This is a genomic window from Pyrococcus kukulkanii (assembly GCF_041647995.1).
In the GTDB taxonomy this organism is placed as follows: domain Archaea; phylum Methanobacteriota_B; class Thermococci; order Thermococcales; family Thermococcaceae; genus Pyrococcus.
The window spans coordinates 235404-252401 of record NZ_JARRIB010000001.1; the positions used below are offsets into that span (position 1 = coordinate 235404).

Genomic DNA, 16998 nt, shown 5'->3' on the forward strand with positions numbered 1-16998 from the left:
TTTAAACACCACAAAAAATTAGAAAAATCAGCCCTTAGCAACTCCTATAGGCCTTAATCTAGCGACGAGCTTTGCTATCCCTGCCTCACTTACAACTTTGACAACATTGTCAACGTTCTTGTACGCTCCCGGAGCTTCTTCTGCAACCACCCTCATTGAAGCGGCCCTTACGTAAATTCCCTTCTGAAGTAGCTCGTTCCTTATCCTGTCCCCCCTGTACTGCCTTGTCGCGGCCTTTCTACTGAGCACCCTTCCTGCACCGTGGCATGTTGAGCCGAAGGCCTCCTTCATTGCACCCTCAGTTCCCGCCAAGACGTAGCTCGCGGTACCCATTGATCCTGGGATAAGGACCGGCTGGCCAACATCCCTGTAAATCTTCGGAACGGCCTCGTGCCCTGGCGGGAATGCCCTAGTTGCACCCTTCCTGTGAACTATAACCTTAACTCTCCTGCCATCAACCTCGTGCTCCTCAACCTTACCTATGTTGTGGGCAACGTCATAGACTATGTCCATTCCAAGATCTCCCTCAGGGTCTTGCCTAAAGACTTCCTGGAAGCTCTCCCTGACCCAGTGGGTTATCATCTGCCTGTTAGCCCAGGCGAAGTTTGCTGCCGCTTTCATTGCGGAGAAGTACCTCTGCCCCTCTTCGCTCTGGAATGGAACACTGACGAGTTCCCTGTCTGGCCATGGTATTCCGTACTTCCTAATAGCCCTCTCCATTATTCTGAGGTAATCACTAGCAACTTGGTGCCCGAGACCTCTCGAACCCGTGTGAACCATAACCACAACTTGGCCCTCAAAGAGGCCGTAAACCTTGGCTATTTCTGGATCGAATATCTTGTCCACCACTTGAACTTCGAGGAAGTGATTTCCTGAGCCAAGAGAACCCAACTGGGGAGCACCTCTCTGCTTCGCCCTCTGGCTTACCGCGTTAGGATCGGCACCTTCCATTCTCCCTCCTTCTTCGAGCCTTTCTAGGTCCCTCTCCCATCCGTAGCCGTGATCAACTGCCCACTTTGCACCGTCCACGAGAACGTCATCTATCTCCGTCCAGTGAAGCCTTATCCTACCCTGACTACCAACGCCAGAAGGAACATTCTTAAACAAAGTATCTACAAGCTGCTTTATCTTTGGTCTCACTTCCTTTTCCGTTAAATTCGTTCTAATCAACCTGACGCCGCAGTTGTGAACAACGGCACCATTTGCTATGAAGTTGTGGGCCTCGTGATAAACCCCGATATCATAGAATTTGTCGTACGTGGGCTTTATCTTCTCGACCTTAACTACCCTCTCAGCTACAAAGCCTCCCTCATAGCCAAACTCCCGGACGAATTCCTCAAACGTTGGGAAGTTCTGGGGAACTCTAACCTCTTCTGTTCCCGAGTATATTACCCTCTCAACAAATCTTTTGTTGACTTTATCAGCAACAGCCTCATAAGCAGCCTTTAAGCTACCTGTCTTTCCATAGACTTCACGTGCAATCCTTGCTGCCTCCTTTCTTTCCTCCTTTACGAGTTGCTTCCTAACTAAGTATGCATATCCAAGCAAACCTCTTACTTTCTTCTCTGGAGCATATTCATAGTTTATCCTGCCAAGGAAGTTCTTTATGCTGTCCTCTTCAACTATGGCAAGTCTCATAGTAACGGTTTTGTCAGAAGAAACTTCATAAATCATTGAGTTAACACCGAACTCCCTGAGAAGGTCTGCAACTTCACTCAGAAACGCCTCAAGGTTATCTCTGAGATCTTGAACCTTTGATTGGGTCAGGTTAATTGAGATTGGAGTGTACCTCTTGAACTCAACAACGCTACCATCAGCGCCGAAGAGGCCTGCGAGGAAATTCCTCTTTATCCACAGGGGAGCCTCTTTTATCCATCCTGGGAGAGAATATTCAGCCTCAACCTTCTTCCCTATGGGCATTCCAAGCTTCATTAGGAGTACAGCGAATGCCCTAGAGGTTACCCTAAGCTCTGCGGACTTAGAAGTTCCTCTGTACTTTCCAATCTCATACTCTCTCTTCCTCACGTAGAGGGTGGCGTTTATTCCCAGCTTCTCTAGGTCTTTTTTGAGCTCATTCATTGCCTCTTCAGTTCCATAGAACGAGATGTATATTCTGTCACCCATGTAGCCTAAATGGCCATCACCAAATGCAAAGCCCAGGACCCTTGCCAAAATTCCAACCTTTGGATCGTTCCATCTGAGGGGGATTAATCCTCTCTCTTTAAGGAACTTCAGTATCTGGGGGTCAACGTCCTTGAAGTCGTCCTCTGACAGTATAACACCTTCCTTCTTCTCGAATTCAACTCCTTCAAAGGGATACACTATAATGTAATCACCCTCCCTTATGTTGCCCATGTACACATAGCCGGAGGGAGTCAGCACGGGATGGTCTTCACTACCCTCTATCGTTCTTCCGGTCTCGGTGACTATCCTAACTGCAACTTCATCCTCCTCAACTTTTCTCTCAGCCACGAATACCGCGGGTGAGCTGTCATTGTGCCCCTCGTCTATATTATATATCTTAAGCCCCTGAAGCTTGAATGTTGAAGGCATGTCCTCAATCCTTACCCAGTAGCCATGTTCCGTGAGAACCTTAGTTCCTGGGGAAAGGCAGTTGATATCGTAACCTATGCCTCCGGGGCTTATTACTCCTTCCCTGACGTCAAAAGCCGCAACTCCTCCAATAGGGAAACCATAACCCTGATGACCATCAGGCATGACTATTGAATACTTGTATATGCCTGGAAGCATTGCAACATTAGCTGCCTGTTCAAGTGTCCTATCCTTCTTCATTTTCTCAAGGAGAACCTCATCAGCATAAACCCTTCCAGGAACACGCATCCTCCTATCAAACTTTGGGATTTCCCATCTGATCTTATCAATTCTCCTCAATGGCACAACCATCTTCTCCCACCAGATTAGAATTTTCCGCCCACTTTAAAAGCTAACCGATTGAATAATACACAATTTTACGTATTATATTTAACACCGAAAATTAAGAACACGTTACTATCCATGTATACATAAACAAGTAAGTATTAACGATCTATCCTAAAAATTTAACCTCAAAAATGACAAATATTTCGGCGAAAGGCTTATAAGCCATAAATTTTTATAAATATCTGATTCCCCAATTTTAGATCTTTCAATATCTGGTAGTTTTTCTAAAAGCTTGAGGAGGTGACGAAAAATGGTGAGGGTTGCTATTATAGGCCAGGGATACGTTGCAAGCATTTTTGCCGTGGGACTCGAGAGGATAAAGGCGGGAGAACTCGGCTATTATGGAGTTCCATTGGCCAATGAGCTACCAATAAAGGTCGAGGATATACAGATTGTAGTCTCGTACGATGTTGACAAGACAAAGATCGGTTTACCACTTTCAGAGATCGTGCAGAGGTACTGGAAGGGCAACGTTCCAGAGGGTCTCCAGGAGATCTACGTGAGGAAGGGAGTCCACCTTAGGAGCCTAAGGAACCTGCCAATAGAGGCAACTGGACTAGAGGATGAGATGACGCTAAAGGAGGCAGTGGAGCACTTGGTTGAGGAGTGGAAGAGGTACAAGGTAGAAGTCTTCCTTAACGTCCCCACCACAGAGGCCTTCGTTCCATTCGGAAAGCTTGATGAGCTTGAGAAAGCGATAAAGGAGAACAACAAGGACAGGCTAACCGCAACCCAGGTTTACGCCTACGCCGCAGCCCAGTACGCTAAGGAAGTTGGAGGGGCTGCATTCGTCAACGCTATACCAACCCTAATAGCCAACGATCCAGCTTTCGTTGAGCTCGCAAAGGAGAGCAACCTCGTTATCTTCGGTGACGATGGAGCTACTGGAGCAACTCCACTAACGGCAGACATACTTGGCCACCTAGCCCAGAGGAACAGGCACGTCCTCGACATAGCCCAGTTCAACATTGGAGGTAACACGGACTTCCTTGCACTAACCGATAAGGAGAGGAACAAGAGCAAGGAGTATACAAAGTCAAGCGTAGTTGAGGACATCCTAGGTTACGACGCGCCACACTTCATCAAGCCCACAGGGTACCTCGAACCATTGGGAGACAAGAAGTTCATAGCAATGCACATCGAGTACATAAGCTTCAACGGAGCCCACGATGAATTAATAATCACCGGAAGAATCAACGATAGCCCAGCACTTGCAGGGTTACTCGTTGACCTTGCAAGACTCGGTAAGATGGCCGTTGAGAGAAAGGCCTTTGGAACGGTCTACGAGGTCAACGCATTCTACATGAAGAACCCAGGACCAAGAGAGGCAAAGAACATACCGAGGATAATAGCCTACGAGAAGCTCAGGCAGTGGGCTGGCCTACCTCCAAGGTACCTCTGAACTTTTAAACCCCTCCTTTAATTTTAACACATGCCCAAGTACTTCAAGAGGGGTGTGAAGAGGGAGCATCACTTCTTGAAAGGGTTGGAGAAGCCTTTAGAGGAGATAGCTAAGATCCCTGGGGTTAAGAAAGTCATCCCTGGGAGGATATACTCTTCTGACTCGCGAGGTTTTGAGATAAAGGTTTCAAGGGAGACTTATTCTGGCCTAAAGCTTGTAGCGAAAAGCAATGGGAGCGTTCAGGATGTATTTCTGGTAGTTGACAAAAAGGACAGGGAGAGGGTTAGGAGGGAAATTGAGAGGTTAATGGAAGAATGGAGGAAAGTTTAAGAGGTGGGGAACTACTCAGCATCCATGATAGTGTACTTCATCGGAACCGGGGGGAGTGAAGGAATTCCAGTTCACCTCTGCAACTGTCCTACATGTTCTGAGGCTAGAAAATTTGGCTTCGCTCAGAGGAAGCCCTCAACCATAGCAGTTATTGGAGAGAATGGAGAAGTAATTTTGTTCGATGTTGGAACGGACATAAGAGAGCACCTCAATGCACCTCTTAATGCAATCTTCCTGACCCACTGGCACCACGACCACATCTATGGGCTCTACAAGCTCAGGTGGACGGCAATGGAAACTAAGCTGTACGCCCCCAGGGGACATGCGGATGCCCTGATCCTTAACGACCCTAAGAATTTAAAGCCCGAGATAATTGAGCCATGGGAAGAGATAAGGATCGGGAGGATAAGCGTTACTGCACTAAAGCTCAACCACCAGATAGAGACGTTTGGCTACTACATAGAAGAGGACGGAAAAGGAATAGCGTTGCTCTACGATACAAAAGGACTGCCCCAGGAAACCTGGGAGTTCCTAGCTGAGAAAGCACCAATTAGACTGGCGATAGTTGATGCCACTTATCCCCCGGGCTTTGAGGATCCGTACCACAATAACGTCGATGAGGCCGCCAATATTGGGACTAGACTAGCTGAAAGGACAATTCTAAGCCACATCTCCCACAAGAACCTGCCCTTCCTTCAGCTAGTCAGGTACGTGAAGGGGAGGTGGGGCAATAAGGTTCTGGTTGCCTACGATGGAATGGTCTTTTACTGTTGAGATAACATTTTTACCAACTCATCTTTAGGAGGTATTGTGGCATAATAGAAAGGCTCTAGAGGAATTATGCAAGTATTAGTATTCTGAATAATTTCAATACCTGGTTGGATTATGTATAAGTTGTTCATTTTAGTTGTGTTCACAGTATCTATGTATAAAGTCGAGGATGAGTTTGGATCAATTTTTAAAGGTACATTTGTATCAACGATTTTTATCCCAGGTAAATTAAGGATTACCTTTGATATTTCCACGGGGACATTTAGTTGGTTATTAAGAGTGTAGTTTAAGTATATTGGGGCATCTTTGGGGCCTATAGAGCCAGAGATATATTTGGTAATTGCTAGTTGAGGTTTACATTTCTTCTCGTATGCAATAACTTCTATCCTTCCTAGGGGGGCAACAAAAGTCCTGTTATTAATTTTGAGTGACAATGTAGAGTTGTTAATTAGACATTTCCCTGCTCTGTTCGGCTTTAGATATAGGAAGAGTGTTAACTCATGTAAATTACTATCCTGAAAGTACAATGTTGAGTCAAGAGAATAGTCAACAAAAGATATACAATCAGGCAAATTATTTACACTTGCAGAAATTACTCCATTGATTCTCCTATTACTGATGATATACACATCTATTCGAAATGAATCATTTACATAACCTACAACGAAACCCTCGTACTTTGATAATATTAGGTACTTGGGTGGGACCTCCATTTTCTTAGGGTGACTATTGATATATAGAACAACTCCAAACAAAACTATGATAATGAGAAAGGCAATATATTTGTTTGCCTTCATGTAATTTCCCCCATCAATAGGTTAAGATTTAACTTATATAAGGATTGCTGACTAATTTTATAGGTGGTATTTTATTTTAAATTATTACGTAATTAATATACTCGTTGTAAGTGTTATTAGGTCTAAATAATGTTATTTAAAAACGTTTCTGGCAAAATTTTAATACGAGTAAAGCGATTTATAATTGCCCGACGAGTACTGAGGGTTGCGATGACGTCGGGACCCCCAGGGGGCCGACAGAACATAAATGGCCCCCAAACCCTTTTAACCCCGCCGGCGGTTCTTTTTTCATGCTTGATGATGTCGTAAGAGAGATAAGAAAATTCGGAGAGAAAACAAGAATTATTGAAAAGAAGATAGTTGTCATGTTCTCAGGAGGTAAAGACTCAAGCTTAACCCTGTACATATTAAAAGAAGCTGGATTCAAAGTTTCTGCTCTAACGTTCTTCCACAAATGGAGCTGGCCCGAGGTTTTGAGATGGGGAATGAAGTTCACAAAGAAGCTTGGAGTTGAGCACTACCTCATAGACATAACCGATGGCCTTCTCAAAGACGCTGTTGGGAGGAAGGGACCGATATGCGTGCACTGCAAAAAGGTCATGCTGAAGAACGCTAAATGGTTCGCTCTAAATAACGGCTTTTCTTACATAGCGAAGGGGGACAATGCCAACGACAAAATAGTGGGAACACTACTCGACCAATGCCCTGGGGACATTCGATTGTGCGAAATTCCAAAGATAGGAATACCGATTTTCAGGCCTCTAATCAGATATAAAGCCTCAGAAGTTGAAAAGCTGACTGAGGAAGCTGGGATTAAGCCCTACAGGATGTACGAGCATGGAAGGAGGAAACAGTGGAGGGAGGGATGTCCTCTACAGTACATAGATGAGGACAAAAGGATTACGGAGAAACTCATGGATCTCGCATTCAAGGTAAACTATAAGGTAAGCAAAATAGCCAGGAAACACAAGGTGAGGGTAAGTGTGAGGGTGCCGAGCTTTGAGGTAATGTGCTGGAACTGCACGGAGGAAGTTCTTAGCGAAGTTAAAAAGGTTATAGAAAATTTCAGTAGGGGAACATTATAACAGCGGCAACTGCGGCAGCTGGCTTATCTTTAACCGTTATTTCCGCTGAAACAACTTTGAATTCTTTGAGCTTCCACCCCCTCACCCTAAATCCCTCTTCAACCATCTTCTTTACCATCTCTTCAGCCTCTTTCTTCGTGCAGTAGCCAGCGTACTCGTAAATTAGTCCTCCTTCATTACCCTCGCTTATGCCAACGCCTAGTGCCGCACTTATCGTTGAACCCGGTTCATCACTCTCTATGTGAGCGTAAACCGTTGGGAGGAGCATTCCTATCGGGATATTCTTCGGTAACTCATCGAGCCATTCTATGTGGGCGGGAATAACGCTACTGAGCTTAACCAAGTTAACGTTCCCAATTCCCATTTTAAGGAGGGCATTGTCAAAAGCGTTGAGCTTCGTCCCTCCCTCAGCAACTGCTGAAAGCATTATGGCCTTCTTGGGAGTTGTCCAGCTCATTTCCCACACACCTCCTTAGAACTCTCGCCAAACGGGTAAGTTATAAGTAGTCTTTTAAATGTTTCGCAAATTTAATCCGGCTTAATTTGGAATGAAAGCTTTAGAAGAGTTTAGAACGAAACCATAGAGTTTTAAACCGAGCTAATTTAATGGAAGCTGGGGATAGAAATGCTAAACACGATAGTTTTGATAAGAACGGACAACTTTGACAAAGCACTAACTGCATTGGCGGATCTTGTAAGGTACGGAGGGATGAAGATAAGAGGAACCCCCAGGATAATTCCCCCTGCACTTTCAGATTGGGCCTTTGAGCAGATCGTTGGAGAAAAGCCTAGAAAGAAAGTTAAAGCCCATGTCGTCGCCCAGATAGACCTTCCAGCGTCGAAGGCAATAGGAAGGATAAGGGAGATACATCCTCCAGCTCATATAATTGTCATTCCTGTGGGAACCCACGTTCACAAGGAAATACTGAGGATGTGGGGAAGTTTTAAGGAGCTGAGGGGCTTCCATCCGCCAAAAGAAGTTAAAAGGTCAGAAAACATTGATGTTGAGTTTGAGAACCTAGAGTGAGTACTCCCAAACTATCCTGGGAGGAAACTCCCCGCTTTTTATTTCCCTAAGGATCCTGTTGGCGGTTCTATAGGCCTTAAGGAACTTCTCCCGAGAGATAATCCCATAATTTAAAGCCATCTCAATTTCATCCTCATCCAAGAGAAAGGCCTCACCAGATGGGAATATGAAGATATCAAGGAAAAGATCAAGCATCTCCAAGGTCTCTCCATCCCATTTCGTGTAGTCCAGTACATCAACGTAAAGCCCAACGAACTCTCCCTCTTCACTGTACACCTTCAGAATGTCAAAGTCCTTCCCAGGAAAAGCAAAGTACAGCATTTCGTAGCCGTTCCTTATAACTTCGATACCATTGACTCTCAAAGGAGCGAGCATGCCTTCGAACTTTGATCTGCCAATAACTACACTACCTAAGTCAGCAACTAGCTCATCATATCTCTCAAGAACCCTGTTGGGGAAGCGGCGATATATTAGGTGTATTCTCATTTTCCCATCCCAAAAATAAATTAGAGGGCTATCCAAAGATCAGCTCCCTAAGCTTCCTGGGCAACTCCTCTATCTTAATCCTCACCTGCTCTCTAGTATCCCTGTCCCTTATTGTCACCATGCCGTCTTCGGGGGTTTGGTTGTCGACGGTTACGCAGTAGGGAGTCCCTATCTCATCATAGCGCATATATCTCTTTCCAATGCTGTCCTTTTCATCGTAAACCACTATGAAGCCCTCCTTCTGAAGCGTCCTATAGATATCATATGCTATGCTCGTTAAAGGTTCCTTGGCGACTAATGGCAAAACGGCAACCTCTATTGGGGCCATATCCTTCTTTATCTTCAAATAAACCCTCCCGTCCTCGTCCACTGTTAGGGAGTTCTCCAGCAACAGGTAGAACGGTCTGTCTATACCAAAGCTAGGCTCGAGAACGTGGGGCACTATCTTCTCTCCGGTGATCTTCTCCTCAACTTCCTTTATTATGAAGTCGTCCTTTTCAAGCTCATAGCCATCGATGGTAACTTTACCCTTTTCCTCAAGCTCTTTAACTAGAGCTTTAAGCCCTTCCTGGGACATTGACCTAATTTTCTCGTTGATTTTCTTTGCATCCCCTTTAAGCTTGGGCCCGACCCTCTTCATGTTGAGTGAAACCTGTAGCTTTTTCACTATCTTTGGCTTGTCATAGTGTATCATCACCGTAAGGTCAGCACCGCTCATCTTCATGTGCCTGCTAAGGTCATAGTCCGTTCTATAGGCCAGGCCAACGCACTCAACCCAGCCAAACCTTTCACTATAAATCTCCGCATCCCAGGTGTCGGCTGAGTAGTGAGCCCTCTCCTCGGGTAATTGTTGCCTGAACCTTATCTTGTCCTCGGGAATCCCTATATCCAAGAGAATCCTCTTGATCATGACCATATAATAAGCGAAGAATGTGTTCATTAGATAGCCCTTCTTAACTGCCTCTTCCGCCGTAACCTCTATTATGCCAAGATCCTTCAGCTGATGCTCTATTGGATAAAGCCTTAGCTTCTCGTCCTTGACTTCGTCGAAGTGCGGGTGCTCAGTCTCGTTGGGGTTAAAGAATATCTCAACCTCGGCCTGAGTGAATTCCCTAAGCCTTATCATTCCCTGTCTCGGGGATATTTCGTTTCTGTAGGCTTTTCCTATTTGGAACACTCCAAATGGGAGCTTATTCCTTGCAAATGTATTTAACCTCTTGAAGTTCACGAAGATTCCCTGGGCCGTTTCTGGCCTTAGGTAAGCCTTCTTATCCTTGTAAGGTCCAATATAAGTTTCAAACATAAGATTGAAGTACCAAACGTCGCTTAACTCCCCACCGCACTCAGGGCACCTTAGGTTGTGCTCTCTGATTATCTTCGTCATCTCTTCAGCGCTTTTGCCTTCAACGTCTATTCCCAAGGCTTCCTCTATCAAGTGATCAGCCCTAAATCTTGCTCCACACTTTTTACACTCAACGAGGGGATCGACGAACTTCTCAACGTGGCCACTGGCAATAAAAACCTGCTCCGGGGTTATATCTGGCGTTTCGATCTCAAAGAACCCTTCCCTTATGAAGGCCTCCCTGATTTTCCTCTCTATTTTCCTCTTTATTGTAGCTCCCAGAGGACCGTAATCGTAAAATCCCCTTGATCCGCCATAAATCTCAAAACTTCCCCAAGCAAAGCCTCGCCTCCTCATTAGATCTTGAAGGTACTCGTACTTATCGAACTTCTCACCCATGGCCTAAACCCCTAACTGAGGAAGGTTAAGATCTAAAAAGCTTTGTCTATAAGGGTTGGCGATATGATAAAGTTGAAGTTACCACATTCGTACTTTGAGGATCATGGGGATACAATAAGGTTAGTCTGGAGAAGAACCCTCATAGCGGACTATGAAAAGAGGGAGATTAAGAGAGCGATAAAAAGGAAGTTCCGCACACCAGTTGAAATTAACGTTCAGGATGGGTTTCTAGTCATAAGCACGGATAATAATGAGGTAGAAAAGTTCGTTGCATTTTTCATTCAGAACTACCTTGGCGAGAGACTTAAGAACAGGTACACGAGAAGGAGGGTTCTGTACATCCACGAGGGAATGGACATCCCCCTGCTGGGGTATAATGCCTTTGGCCTCATAGATAGGGGGACAAACCTAATTCAGGTGAGAGGTTCAACGGGATGTAACTTGAGTTGCATCTTCTGCTCCGTAGATGAAGGACCGTACTCGAGAACAAGAAAGCTCGACTTCGTAGTTGACATAGATTATTTAATGAAATGGTTCGATTGGGTTGCCCAGCAGAAGGGCAAAGGGCTCGAGGCCCACTTAGATGCCCAGGGAGAGCCTCTACTTTACCCCTACATAGTAGAGCTCGTGCAAGCATTGAGGGATCATCCGCATGTTTCTGTTATTTCCATGCAGAGCAATGGAGTTTTGCTTAATGACAAGCTTGTTGAGGAGCTTGCTGAGGCCGGCCTTGACAGGATTAATCTATCAATCCACTCTCTCGATCCGGAGAAAGCAAAGATGCTGATGGGAATGAAGGATTACGATCTAAACCATGTCCTCGAGATGGCAGAGGCTTTAGTGAACGCTGGAATCGACGTTCTAATTGCTCCGGTAATAATCTTTGGAGTTAATGATAACGAGGCTGAGGCCTTCATAGAGTTCGCGAGGAAAATAGGAGCTGGAAAGAGATGGCCCGCTTTAGGTTTCCAAAATTATATCCCCTACAAGTTCGGAAGGAATCCTGTCATAGCAAAGCCAGTTCCCTTTAAGGAATTCTACGAATGGTTGAGAAAGCTTGAGGAGAAAACCGGAATGAAGCCCTTAGTTTTAAAGCCCCACCACTTTGACATGCATCCTAGGCCATTTATCCCTTTAGCATTTAAGAGAGGAGAAGTCGTCAAGGCAGAGGTTGTCCTCCCAGGGAGGATGGAGGGTGAAATGATTGCAAAAGCCAGGAACAGGCTGATTCAAGTGATAAACACGAATGCGAAGGTAGGGGACAAGATTAAGGTAAGGATCGTTAGAACTAGGCATGGAATATACGTAGCGACAAAAGTTTAAACAAACAAATAAAATAGACTTTTTACAACTAAATTTTGTGGGTAAGCATGATGGGATCAATGGGGGTCTTAGGATTGGGGCTAGTCATCCTTGTAGTTGCGTTTATCGTGTACTTACTTGTTGAGGCAATTTTCATTTATGGGGGCGCAAAGCTTGCGGGAATAGAAAATGCTAGCTTTGGAAAAGCATTCATAGCAGTTCTCGCTCTCGTTATACTTATGCCAATCTTTAGAGCAATATTTCACCTTGTTTTCTTCTTCATGCCAATAGTTGGCAAACTCCTAGCAATGTTCCTCACATTCATGGCAGAGTTATGGATAGTAAAAGTGATCTTCTCAACGAGCTGGATAAAGGCCCTAATAGCTACATTAATGGCCTTTATTCTTGCAATAATTGTAGCATTTATCTTAGGAGCCATCCTAGGCTTGTCTCTCTTTGCATTCGCCTAAATAAATTTTTTAACCAAATTAGTTGACTAACTATTGGCGGGCTTATGATGAACTTTCCCTACGGCCTGAGCCGTAGGGCGATGAGGAATACAGCCAGGGCTGATTTTAGGTGATAAAAATGGCAGTGGCAATAATTTCCGACATACATTCTAACTATGAAGCGTTGAAAGCAGTGTGGAAGGAGATAAAGGAAGCGGAAATCATAGTATGCTTGGGAGATTTAGTTGGCTATGGGGCAAGTCCAAATGAGGTTGTGGAGTTTATGAGGAAGTACATTGAAAAAGGAAAGGTTATGTGTGTAAGGGGAAATCATGACAATGCCATTGCCTTTGGAGCAGATTGGCACTTCAATCCTTACGCTAGGCAGGCTGTGAGATGGCATCAAAGGGTCATGACTCCAGAGAACTTGAAGTTCCTAAGACGACTTCCAGTTAGGTTGTTCTTCAACTACGGGGATAGATCGTATCACATGGTTCATGGCTCTCCCAGGGCTCCCCTTGATGAGTACCTTTTCCCTTGGCTTCCCGACTCGGAATTTGCAGATTGCCTTAGGTATATAAGGGAAGATGATCTACTAGTAGGCCACACACACGTTCCAATGGTTAAAGACATCAACGGTAGGAGGATCATTAACCCAGGAGCTGTAGGACAACCGAGAGATGGAGACTGGAGGGCAAGTTATGCCATCTTATATGAGGATGGTAAGGTTGAATTTTATAGGGTTGAGTATGATGTTGAAACTGCAGCAAGCAAAATTATAGAGGCAGGTCTTCCCGTTTTCTTAGCAGAGAGACTATTTGAGGGGTATTAGTTCTAAATGTCCATTTTCGTAAATGGCTTTATATAAGCGATCTCTATACTTGAATTTTAATGATATTCTTTTAATATTCCTAGGAACCCTTGGGAACGCTTTTAGTCTTCCCTCTTTAATGTCAATTCCAAGAAATCCAAAAAATATAATTTGCCAAACACCACCAGCAGTTGCTACATGAAAACCATCCTTCGTATTGCCATAAATATCTAATAGATCAACGTTAGCACACTTTACGAGGTATCTATATGCTATATCTTCATACCCAAGCCAAGCAGCCATTATTGCATAAGGTGGCATTGAAAGAGAAGATGCATGAGTTGTTCTCTTTATGTAATAATTGAAGTTTTTCTCCATATCCTCTGGTGAGAATTTATCCTTTAATAGAACCATTCCCATAATAACGTCTGCCTGCTTCACAAGTTTAGTCTTACCAATTCTCTTAAGGACGTCCAAAGGAAGTCTCTTCTCACCAATTTCAAAAATATTATCGACTACACAATCTTCAAGATTAAAGTATCCATCAAATTCTTCGTACACTCCATTAATTTTTCGAGGAATGTAAAAGTTATGCACTATCTCCTTAAACTTCTCTATATCTTCTTTAGACACCTTCTTGATCACTACATCTCTAAACTTTGGATCTTCGAAGTACTTCAAAACCAGATACAAGTTGTATTTTGCCATTATGTTAGTAAAAAAGTTATTGTTTACATGTTCATGATATTCGTCAGCTCCAATAACCCTTCTAATTACATACTTTTCCCCGTTCCACTCGACTCTACTTGCCCAAAACTTTGCCGTTTCTATTATAATTTCAAGTCCATACCTTCTCATGAAATCTTCGTCTCCAGTGAATTGATAATACAAGTCAACAGCATATGCAATATCAGCTGTTATATGATGCTCTTCCTCTCCCGTGTAGATCCTAACTTTCTTCTTTCCACTAATGTCAAGTGGAATTTCTGAGGGTGTAGCTTCATATCCATCGTCCGCAGATTCCCAAGGATACTGAGCTCCATGAAATCCATTCCTCGATGCATTCTCTTTTGCTTCCTTTAGATGATTGTACCTATAGAGCAACATAATTTTTGCTTTTTCAGGAAATGTTGCAATGAAAAACGGCAAAGCATAAATTTCAGTGTCCCAGAACACATGTCCTCTGTACCCAAAACCATGTAGTCCTCTAGCAGGAATTGATATTATAGGAGTTTGGGGAGCACTCTGCAATAAGTGGAAGATATTAAAATTTACGGCTCTCTCAAGTTCACTATCACTAGTATTAACCTTGGCTATTTCCCATAATTCTCTCCATGCATTCTCATGCTCCTTAATGTTCTTATCGATGTTTACTTCTTTTACATTATTTAACCTTTTTTTAATATCTTCCCCAACAAATATTAACTTTGAAAACTCATAGCTCCTGTTCTTTTCCACGTGTATCTTATAAACCTCCAAGAATTCTTCTCCCTTATTCAACACAACTCTCTCAAAATCACCCCTAAATAAAAGGGAGGATGCTAATTCTAATTCATATTTACCATCTAAAGTTCTAATTTTTGAGTATATGCCGGTTGGGTATTCTTTCAGCTTGACTATTTTATAATGTTTAACTCTGACTTCATCTATAAATGAAGGATTTGTTTGCTTAAATTCAATTGGATTATATATCGTTAGTAGTCCCTCTTCCTTTGGAACTATCGTAAATTTCAATATTGCTAAATTCCTATCCTTTATGTGGACTATTCTGGTACTGGAATACTCTAAGACAGGAGACGAGATATAACTCTCAACTTTACCTTTCTCAATATTAAGTATTCTTTTAGTAAAAGCCCTTAGAGAAGAAGGTACAAATTCAATGCCATTTAAAAATATCCTAATACCAATGATCCTAGGCCCGTTGACTATTTCTCTATAAAAATATGGGGTATTATCATAAAAACCATAAACCATTGTACCATACTCACTTGGTTCTACTTCGATGTCTCCTTTTATACCAAAATACCCATTTGCCAAGGTGAAGAGGGTTGATGTTTTTTCTTTATTTGGATCGGAACCTTCGTACTCAACTACGAACTTCATCCTCTATCACCCCAAGGATATCCTTCAAAGATAAATCAGAAAATGAAGAGAACGTTATATCAGCATTTAACTTCCAGTCCCTTTCATACCCTAGCGTTATAGCGCCAAGCTCCTTTGCCGCTTCTATACCAGCAGGTGCATCTTCTATTACTAGCACCTTTTTGACTGAAAATTTTTTCTGTAACTCTTTTATTGCTAGTTTAAAGACTTCTTTTTTACTTGGGGCTTTTCCACTAACATTAATGTCAAAAAGATCCAATAATGTTCTACTACCCACCTTAATTTTTCTAGCTAATTTAGTGGCATTTTTAGAGGCAGAAGCCAGAGCATTTTTTACTCCTTTTCTTTTAGCCTCTAGTAAAAACTCAATAGCCTCCCAATTAACCTCATATTCACCCCGATCAAACATTTCATTAACAATTCTGTTCTTTAGTTCTGCAAATTCTCTGAGTACCTTTTCCTTTTCCTCTACTGTATAAGCTCCAACTTTTTCATAGATCCCTAATCTTTCCAGAATATTTCTAGCTCCTTCATATCTAGGTTTCCCTGAAACATATCTCACAAAAAAATCATGGGTCAAATAACCACCGTACATTTCCGTTGCCATTTTCCAAGCTTTCTCATGAGGTGTGAAAACTAAAACACCATCAAAGTCCCAAACAATTCCAATCATAAAGCTCACCTTGCCTCTTTTATCACAACCTTCTGGGCCTCAATATCCTCTATCTCAGCATCAAAACCTCCCACAGTGTACAAACCGTTCTCACTTTCAATTATAAAATTACTAATGACTTCAGATCTGTTGACCCTTCTAACAACTCCCTCAATCCTAACTGGAGTTCTTTCTTTCACATCTATCCCTTCGACCTCAACAACGGGCTGCTTCCCTAATCTCAACAAAGATTCCAACTCATCTAAAACTAAAGAGAATTCAAGAAATGTTTTCGGATACACATTACTCCCAGGTTCCCAACCTATAATCTCTTTTGACTTTCTCCATAGGATATTATGAATGTTCAGGAGTCTAAGGAGGAGATCTTTTTCGTGAATTTCATACCCATAAACTTCCGTGGGGAGTGGTGGTACTTTGTTTGGACTAAAGAATCTTCTCTTTGAATATACTGCTGTTGATAGATCCCCTATCACTAAAAGGAAGTTACCTAAATTCGATGTTCTAATCTTTACATTTTCCTTAAACTTTCTAAACTCGCCAACTCCACTTATCTTTTCAGGATATACTAATAGATAAACATTTACTTCTCGCCTTAAAGCGTTGAGAAGATAAGGTTCTATACTCTTAAACACCTGATAAGGAACTTCGGCCCTTATTTCAACTTCACTTGAATTTATAACCTCAATTATACTTGCGGTTATCCCTTCTAACCCCCTAATTATAGATATATAAGGCTCTTCTCCAACATTGCTCCTAAGTTGAGTTAACTCCTCTAGAAGGAAAGTTTTAAGGGAATCAAGTTTCATCTTTTGAACGTCTATTATCGCACTGATATCGGTAGCAGTATAAACCCTTGGTCTTCCAGCAGAGGCCTTTATGAAGCCTTTTCGAATTAGACTCTGGATTATATTGTAAAGTTGGGGCTGGTGAATGTCCAATGTGTCCAAAAGATCCTTTACTGTAGCTCCATTCTTACTCCATATTGCCAGATATACTTCTGCTTCTCTCTTTGTTAATCCAAGTTCCTGAAGTTTTTCGATGATCGTTGCTGTTGAAAACATCTTGATCCCCCTATACTTAT

At 42.9% G+C, this 16998-nt stretch carries 16 protein-coding genes; 8 read left to right on the forward strand and 8 right to left on the reverse strand.

Features of this window, described 5'->3' with window-relative positions; genetic code table 11:
• Positions 1–27 precede the first annotated feature (27 nt).
• Positions 28–2904 carry an intein-containing RctB family protein gene (locus P8X24_RS01420; protein WP_372913737.1) on the reverse strand — a complete coding sequence of 959 codons (2877 nt, stop codon included), beginning with the start codon at positions 2902–2904 and terminating at the stop codon, positions 28–30.
• 286 nt (positions 2905–3190) lie between these two features.
• Between P8X24_RS01420 and P8X24_RS01425 the strand changes: the two genes are divergently transcribed.
• The 3 genes from P8X24_RS01425 to P8X24_RS01435 are packed head-to-tail and all read left to right on the forward strand — an operon-like array spanning position 3191 to position 5446.
• Positions 3191–4342, forward strand: a complete 1152-nt coding sequence (locus P8X24_RS01425) for an inositol-3-phosphate synthase (protein ID WP_372913738.1) — start codon at positions 3191–3193, stop codon at positions 4340–4342.
• Positions 4343–4372: 30 nt separating this feature from the next.
• A complete protein-coding gene (locus P8X24_RS01430) occupies positions 4373–4672 on the forward strand; it encodes a DUF2103 domain-containing protein (RefSeq protein ID WP_372913739.1) in 300 nt (99 codons plus the stop codon).
• A gap of 24 nt (positions 4673–4696) precedes the next feature.
• Positions 4697–5446, forward strand: coding sequence for an MBL fold metallo-hydrolase (locus tag P8X24_RS01435; protein ID WP_372913740.1), 750 nt, complete (start codon positions 4697–4699; stop codon positions 5444–5446).
• Here the strand turns inward: P8X24_RS01435 and P8X24_RS01440 are convergent.
• Positions 5437–6240: a hypothetical protein gene (locus P8X24_RS01440; RefSeq protein ID WP_372913741.1), complete on the reverse strand. Its 804-nt coding sequence runs from the start codon at positions 6238–6240 to the stop codon at positions 5437–5439. The genes P8X24_RS01435 and P8X24_RS01440 overlap by 10 nt on opposite strands.
• 290 nt (positions 6241–6530) lie before the next feature.
• On the opposite strand from P8X24_RS01440, the gene P8X24_RS01445 reads away from it, so the two are divergent.
• Positions 6531–7325, forward strand: coding sequence for a 7-cyano-7-deazaguanine synthase (locus tag P8X24_RS01445; RefSeq protein WP_372913742.1), 795 nt, complete (start codon positions 6531–6533; stop codon positions 7323–7325).
• On the opposite strand, the gene P8X24_RS01450 is transcribed toward P8X24_RS01445, so the two are convergent.
• A complete protein-coding gene (locus tag P8X24_RS01450) occupies positions 7306–7782 on the reverse strand; it encodes a pyruvoyl-dependent arginine decarboxylase (protein ID WP_372913743.1) in 477 nt (158 codons plus the stop codon). The genes P8X24_RS01445 and P8X24_RS01450 overlap by 20 nt on opposite strands.
• A 168-nt stretch (positions 7783–7950) precedes the next feature.
• Between P8X24_RS01450 and P8X24_RS01455 the strand changes: the two genes are divergently transcribed.
• On the forward strand, positions 7951–8352 hold the full coding sequence (locus P8X24_RS01455; RefSeq protein ID WP_372913744.1) for a DUF356 domain-containing protein: 402 nt from the start codon (positions 7951–7953) through the stop codon (positions 8350–8352).
• Here the strand turns inward: P8X24_RS01455 and P8X24_RS01460 are convergent.
• Positions 8344–8838, reverse strand: a complete 495-nt coding sequence (locus P8X24_RS01460) for a DUF402 domain-containing protein (RefSeq protein WP_372913745.1) — start codon at positions 8836–8838, stop codon at positions 8344–8346. The two genes, P8X24_RS01455 and P8X24_RS01460, sit on opposite strands and share 9 nt — an antisense overlap.
• 28 nt (positions 8839–8866) lie before the next feature.
• A complete protein-coding gene (gene glyS, locus P8X24_RS01465) occupies positions 8867–10579 on the reverse strand; it encodes a glycine--tRNA ligase (RefSeq protein ID WP_372913746.1) in 1713 nt (570 codons plus the stop codon).
• 63 nt (positions 10580–10642) lie between these two features.
• Here glyS and P8X24_RS01470 point away from each other — a divergent pair, with 63 nt between their 5' ends.
• The 3 genes from P8X24_RS01470 (at position 10643) to P8X24_RS01480 (ending at position 13162) form a co-directional block, all read left to right on the forward strand.
• Positions 10643–11902: a radical SAM protein gene (locus P8X24_RS01470; protein WP_372913747.1), complete on the forward strand. Its 1260-nt coding sequence runs from the start codon at positions 10643–10645 to the stop codon at positions 11900–11902.
• A 50-nt stretch (positions 11903–11952) separates the two neighbouring features.
• A complete protein-coding gene (locus P8X24_RS01475) occupies positions 11953–12351 on the forward strand; it encodes a hypothetical protein (protein WP_372913748.1) in 399 nt (132 codons plus the stop codon).
• Between the two features lie 118 nt (positions 12352–12469).
• Positions 12470–13162 (forward strand): metallophosphoesterase family protein, encoded by a 693-nt coding sequence (locus tag P8X24_RS01480; RefSeq protein ID WP_372913749.1) that lies wholly within the window; start codon positions 12470–12472, stop codon positions 13160–13162.
• Here the strand turns inward: P8X24_RS01480 and P8X24_RS01485 are convergent.
• From P8X24_RS01485 to P8X24_RS01495, 3 genes are read right to left on the reverse strand one after another with little or no spacing between them, the layout of a single operon-like run.
• Entirely contained in the window at positions 13145–15244 is a 2100-nt protein-coding gene (locus tag P8X24_RS01485) for a glycoside hydrolase family 65 protein (protein ID WP_372913750.1), read from the reverse strand. The two genes, P8X24_RS01480 and P8X24_RS01485, sit on opposite strands and share 18 nt — an antisense overlap.
• On the reverse strand, positions 15228–15917 hold the full coding sequence (locus P8X24_RS01490) for an HAD-IA family hydrolase (RefSeq protein ID WP_068323601.1): 690 nt from the start codon (positions 15915–15917) through the stop codon (positions 15228–15230). Before P8X24_RS01490 ends, P8X24_RS01485 begins: the two co-directional genes overlap by 17 nt.
• Positions 15918–15922: 5 nt before the next feature.
• Positions 15923–16978, reverse strand: coding sequence for a TrmB family transcriptional regulator (locus P8X24_RS01495; protein ID WP_372913751.1), 1056 nt, complete (start codon positions 16976–16978; stop codon positions 15923–15925).
• Between the last annotated feature and the right edge of the window lie 20 nt (positions 16979–16998).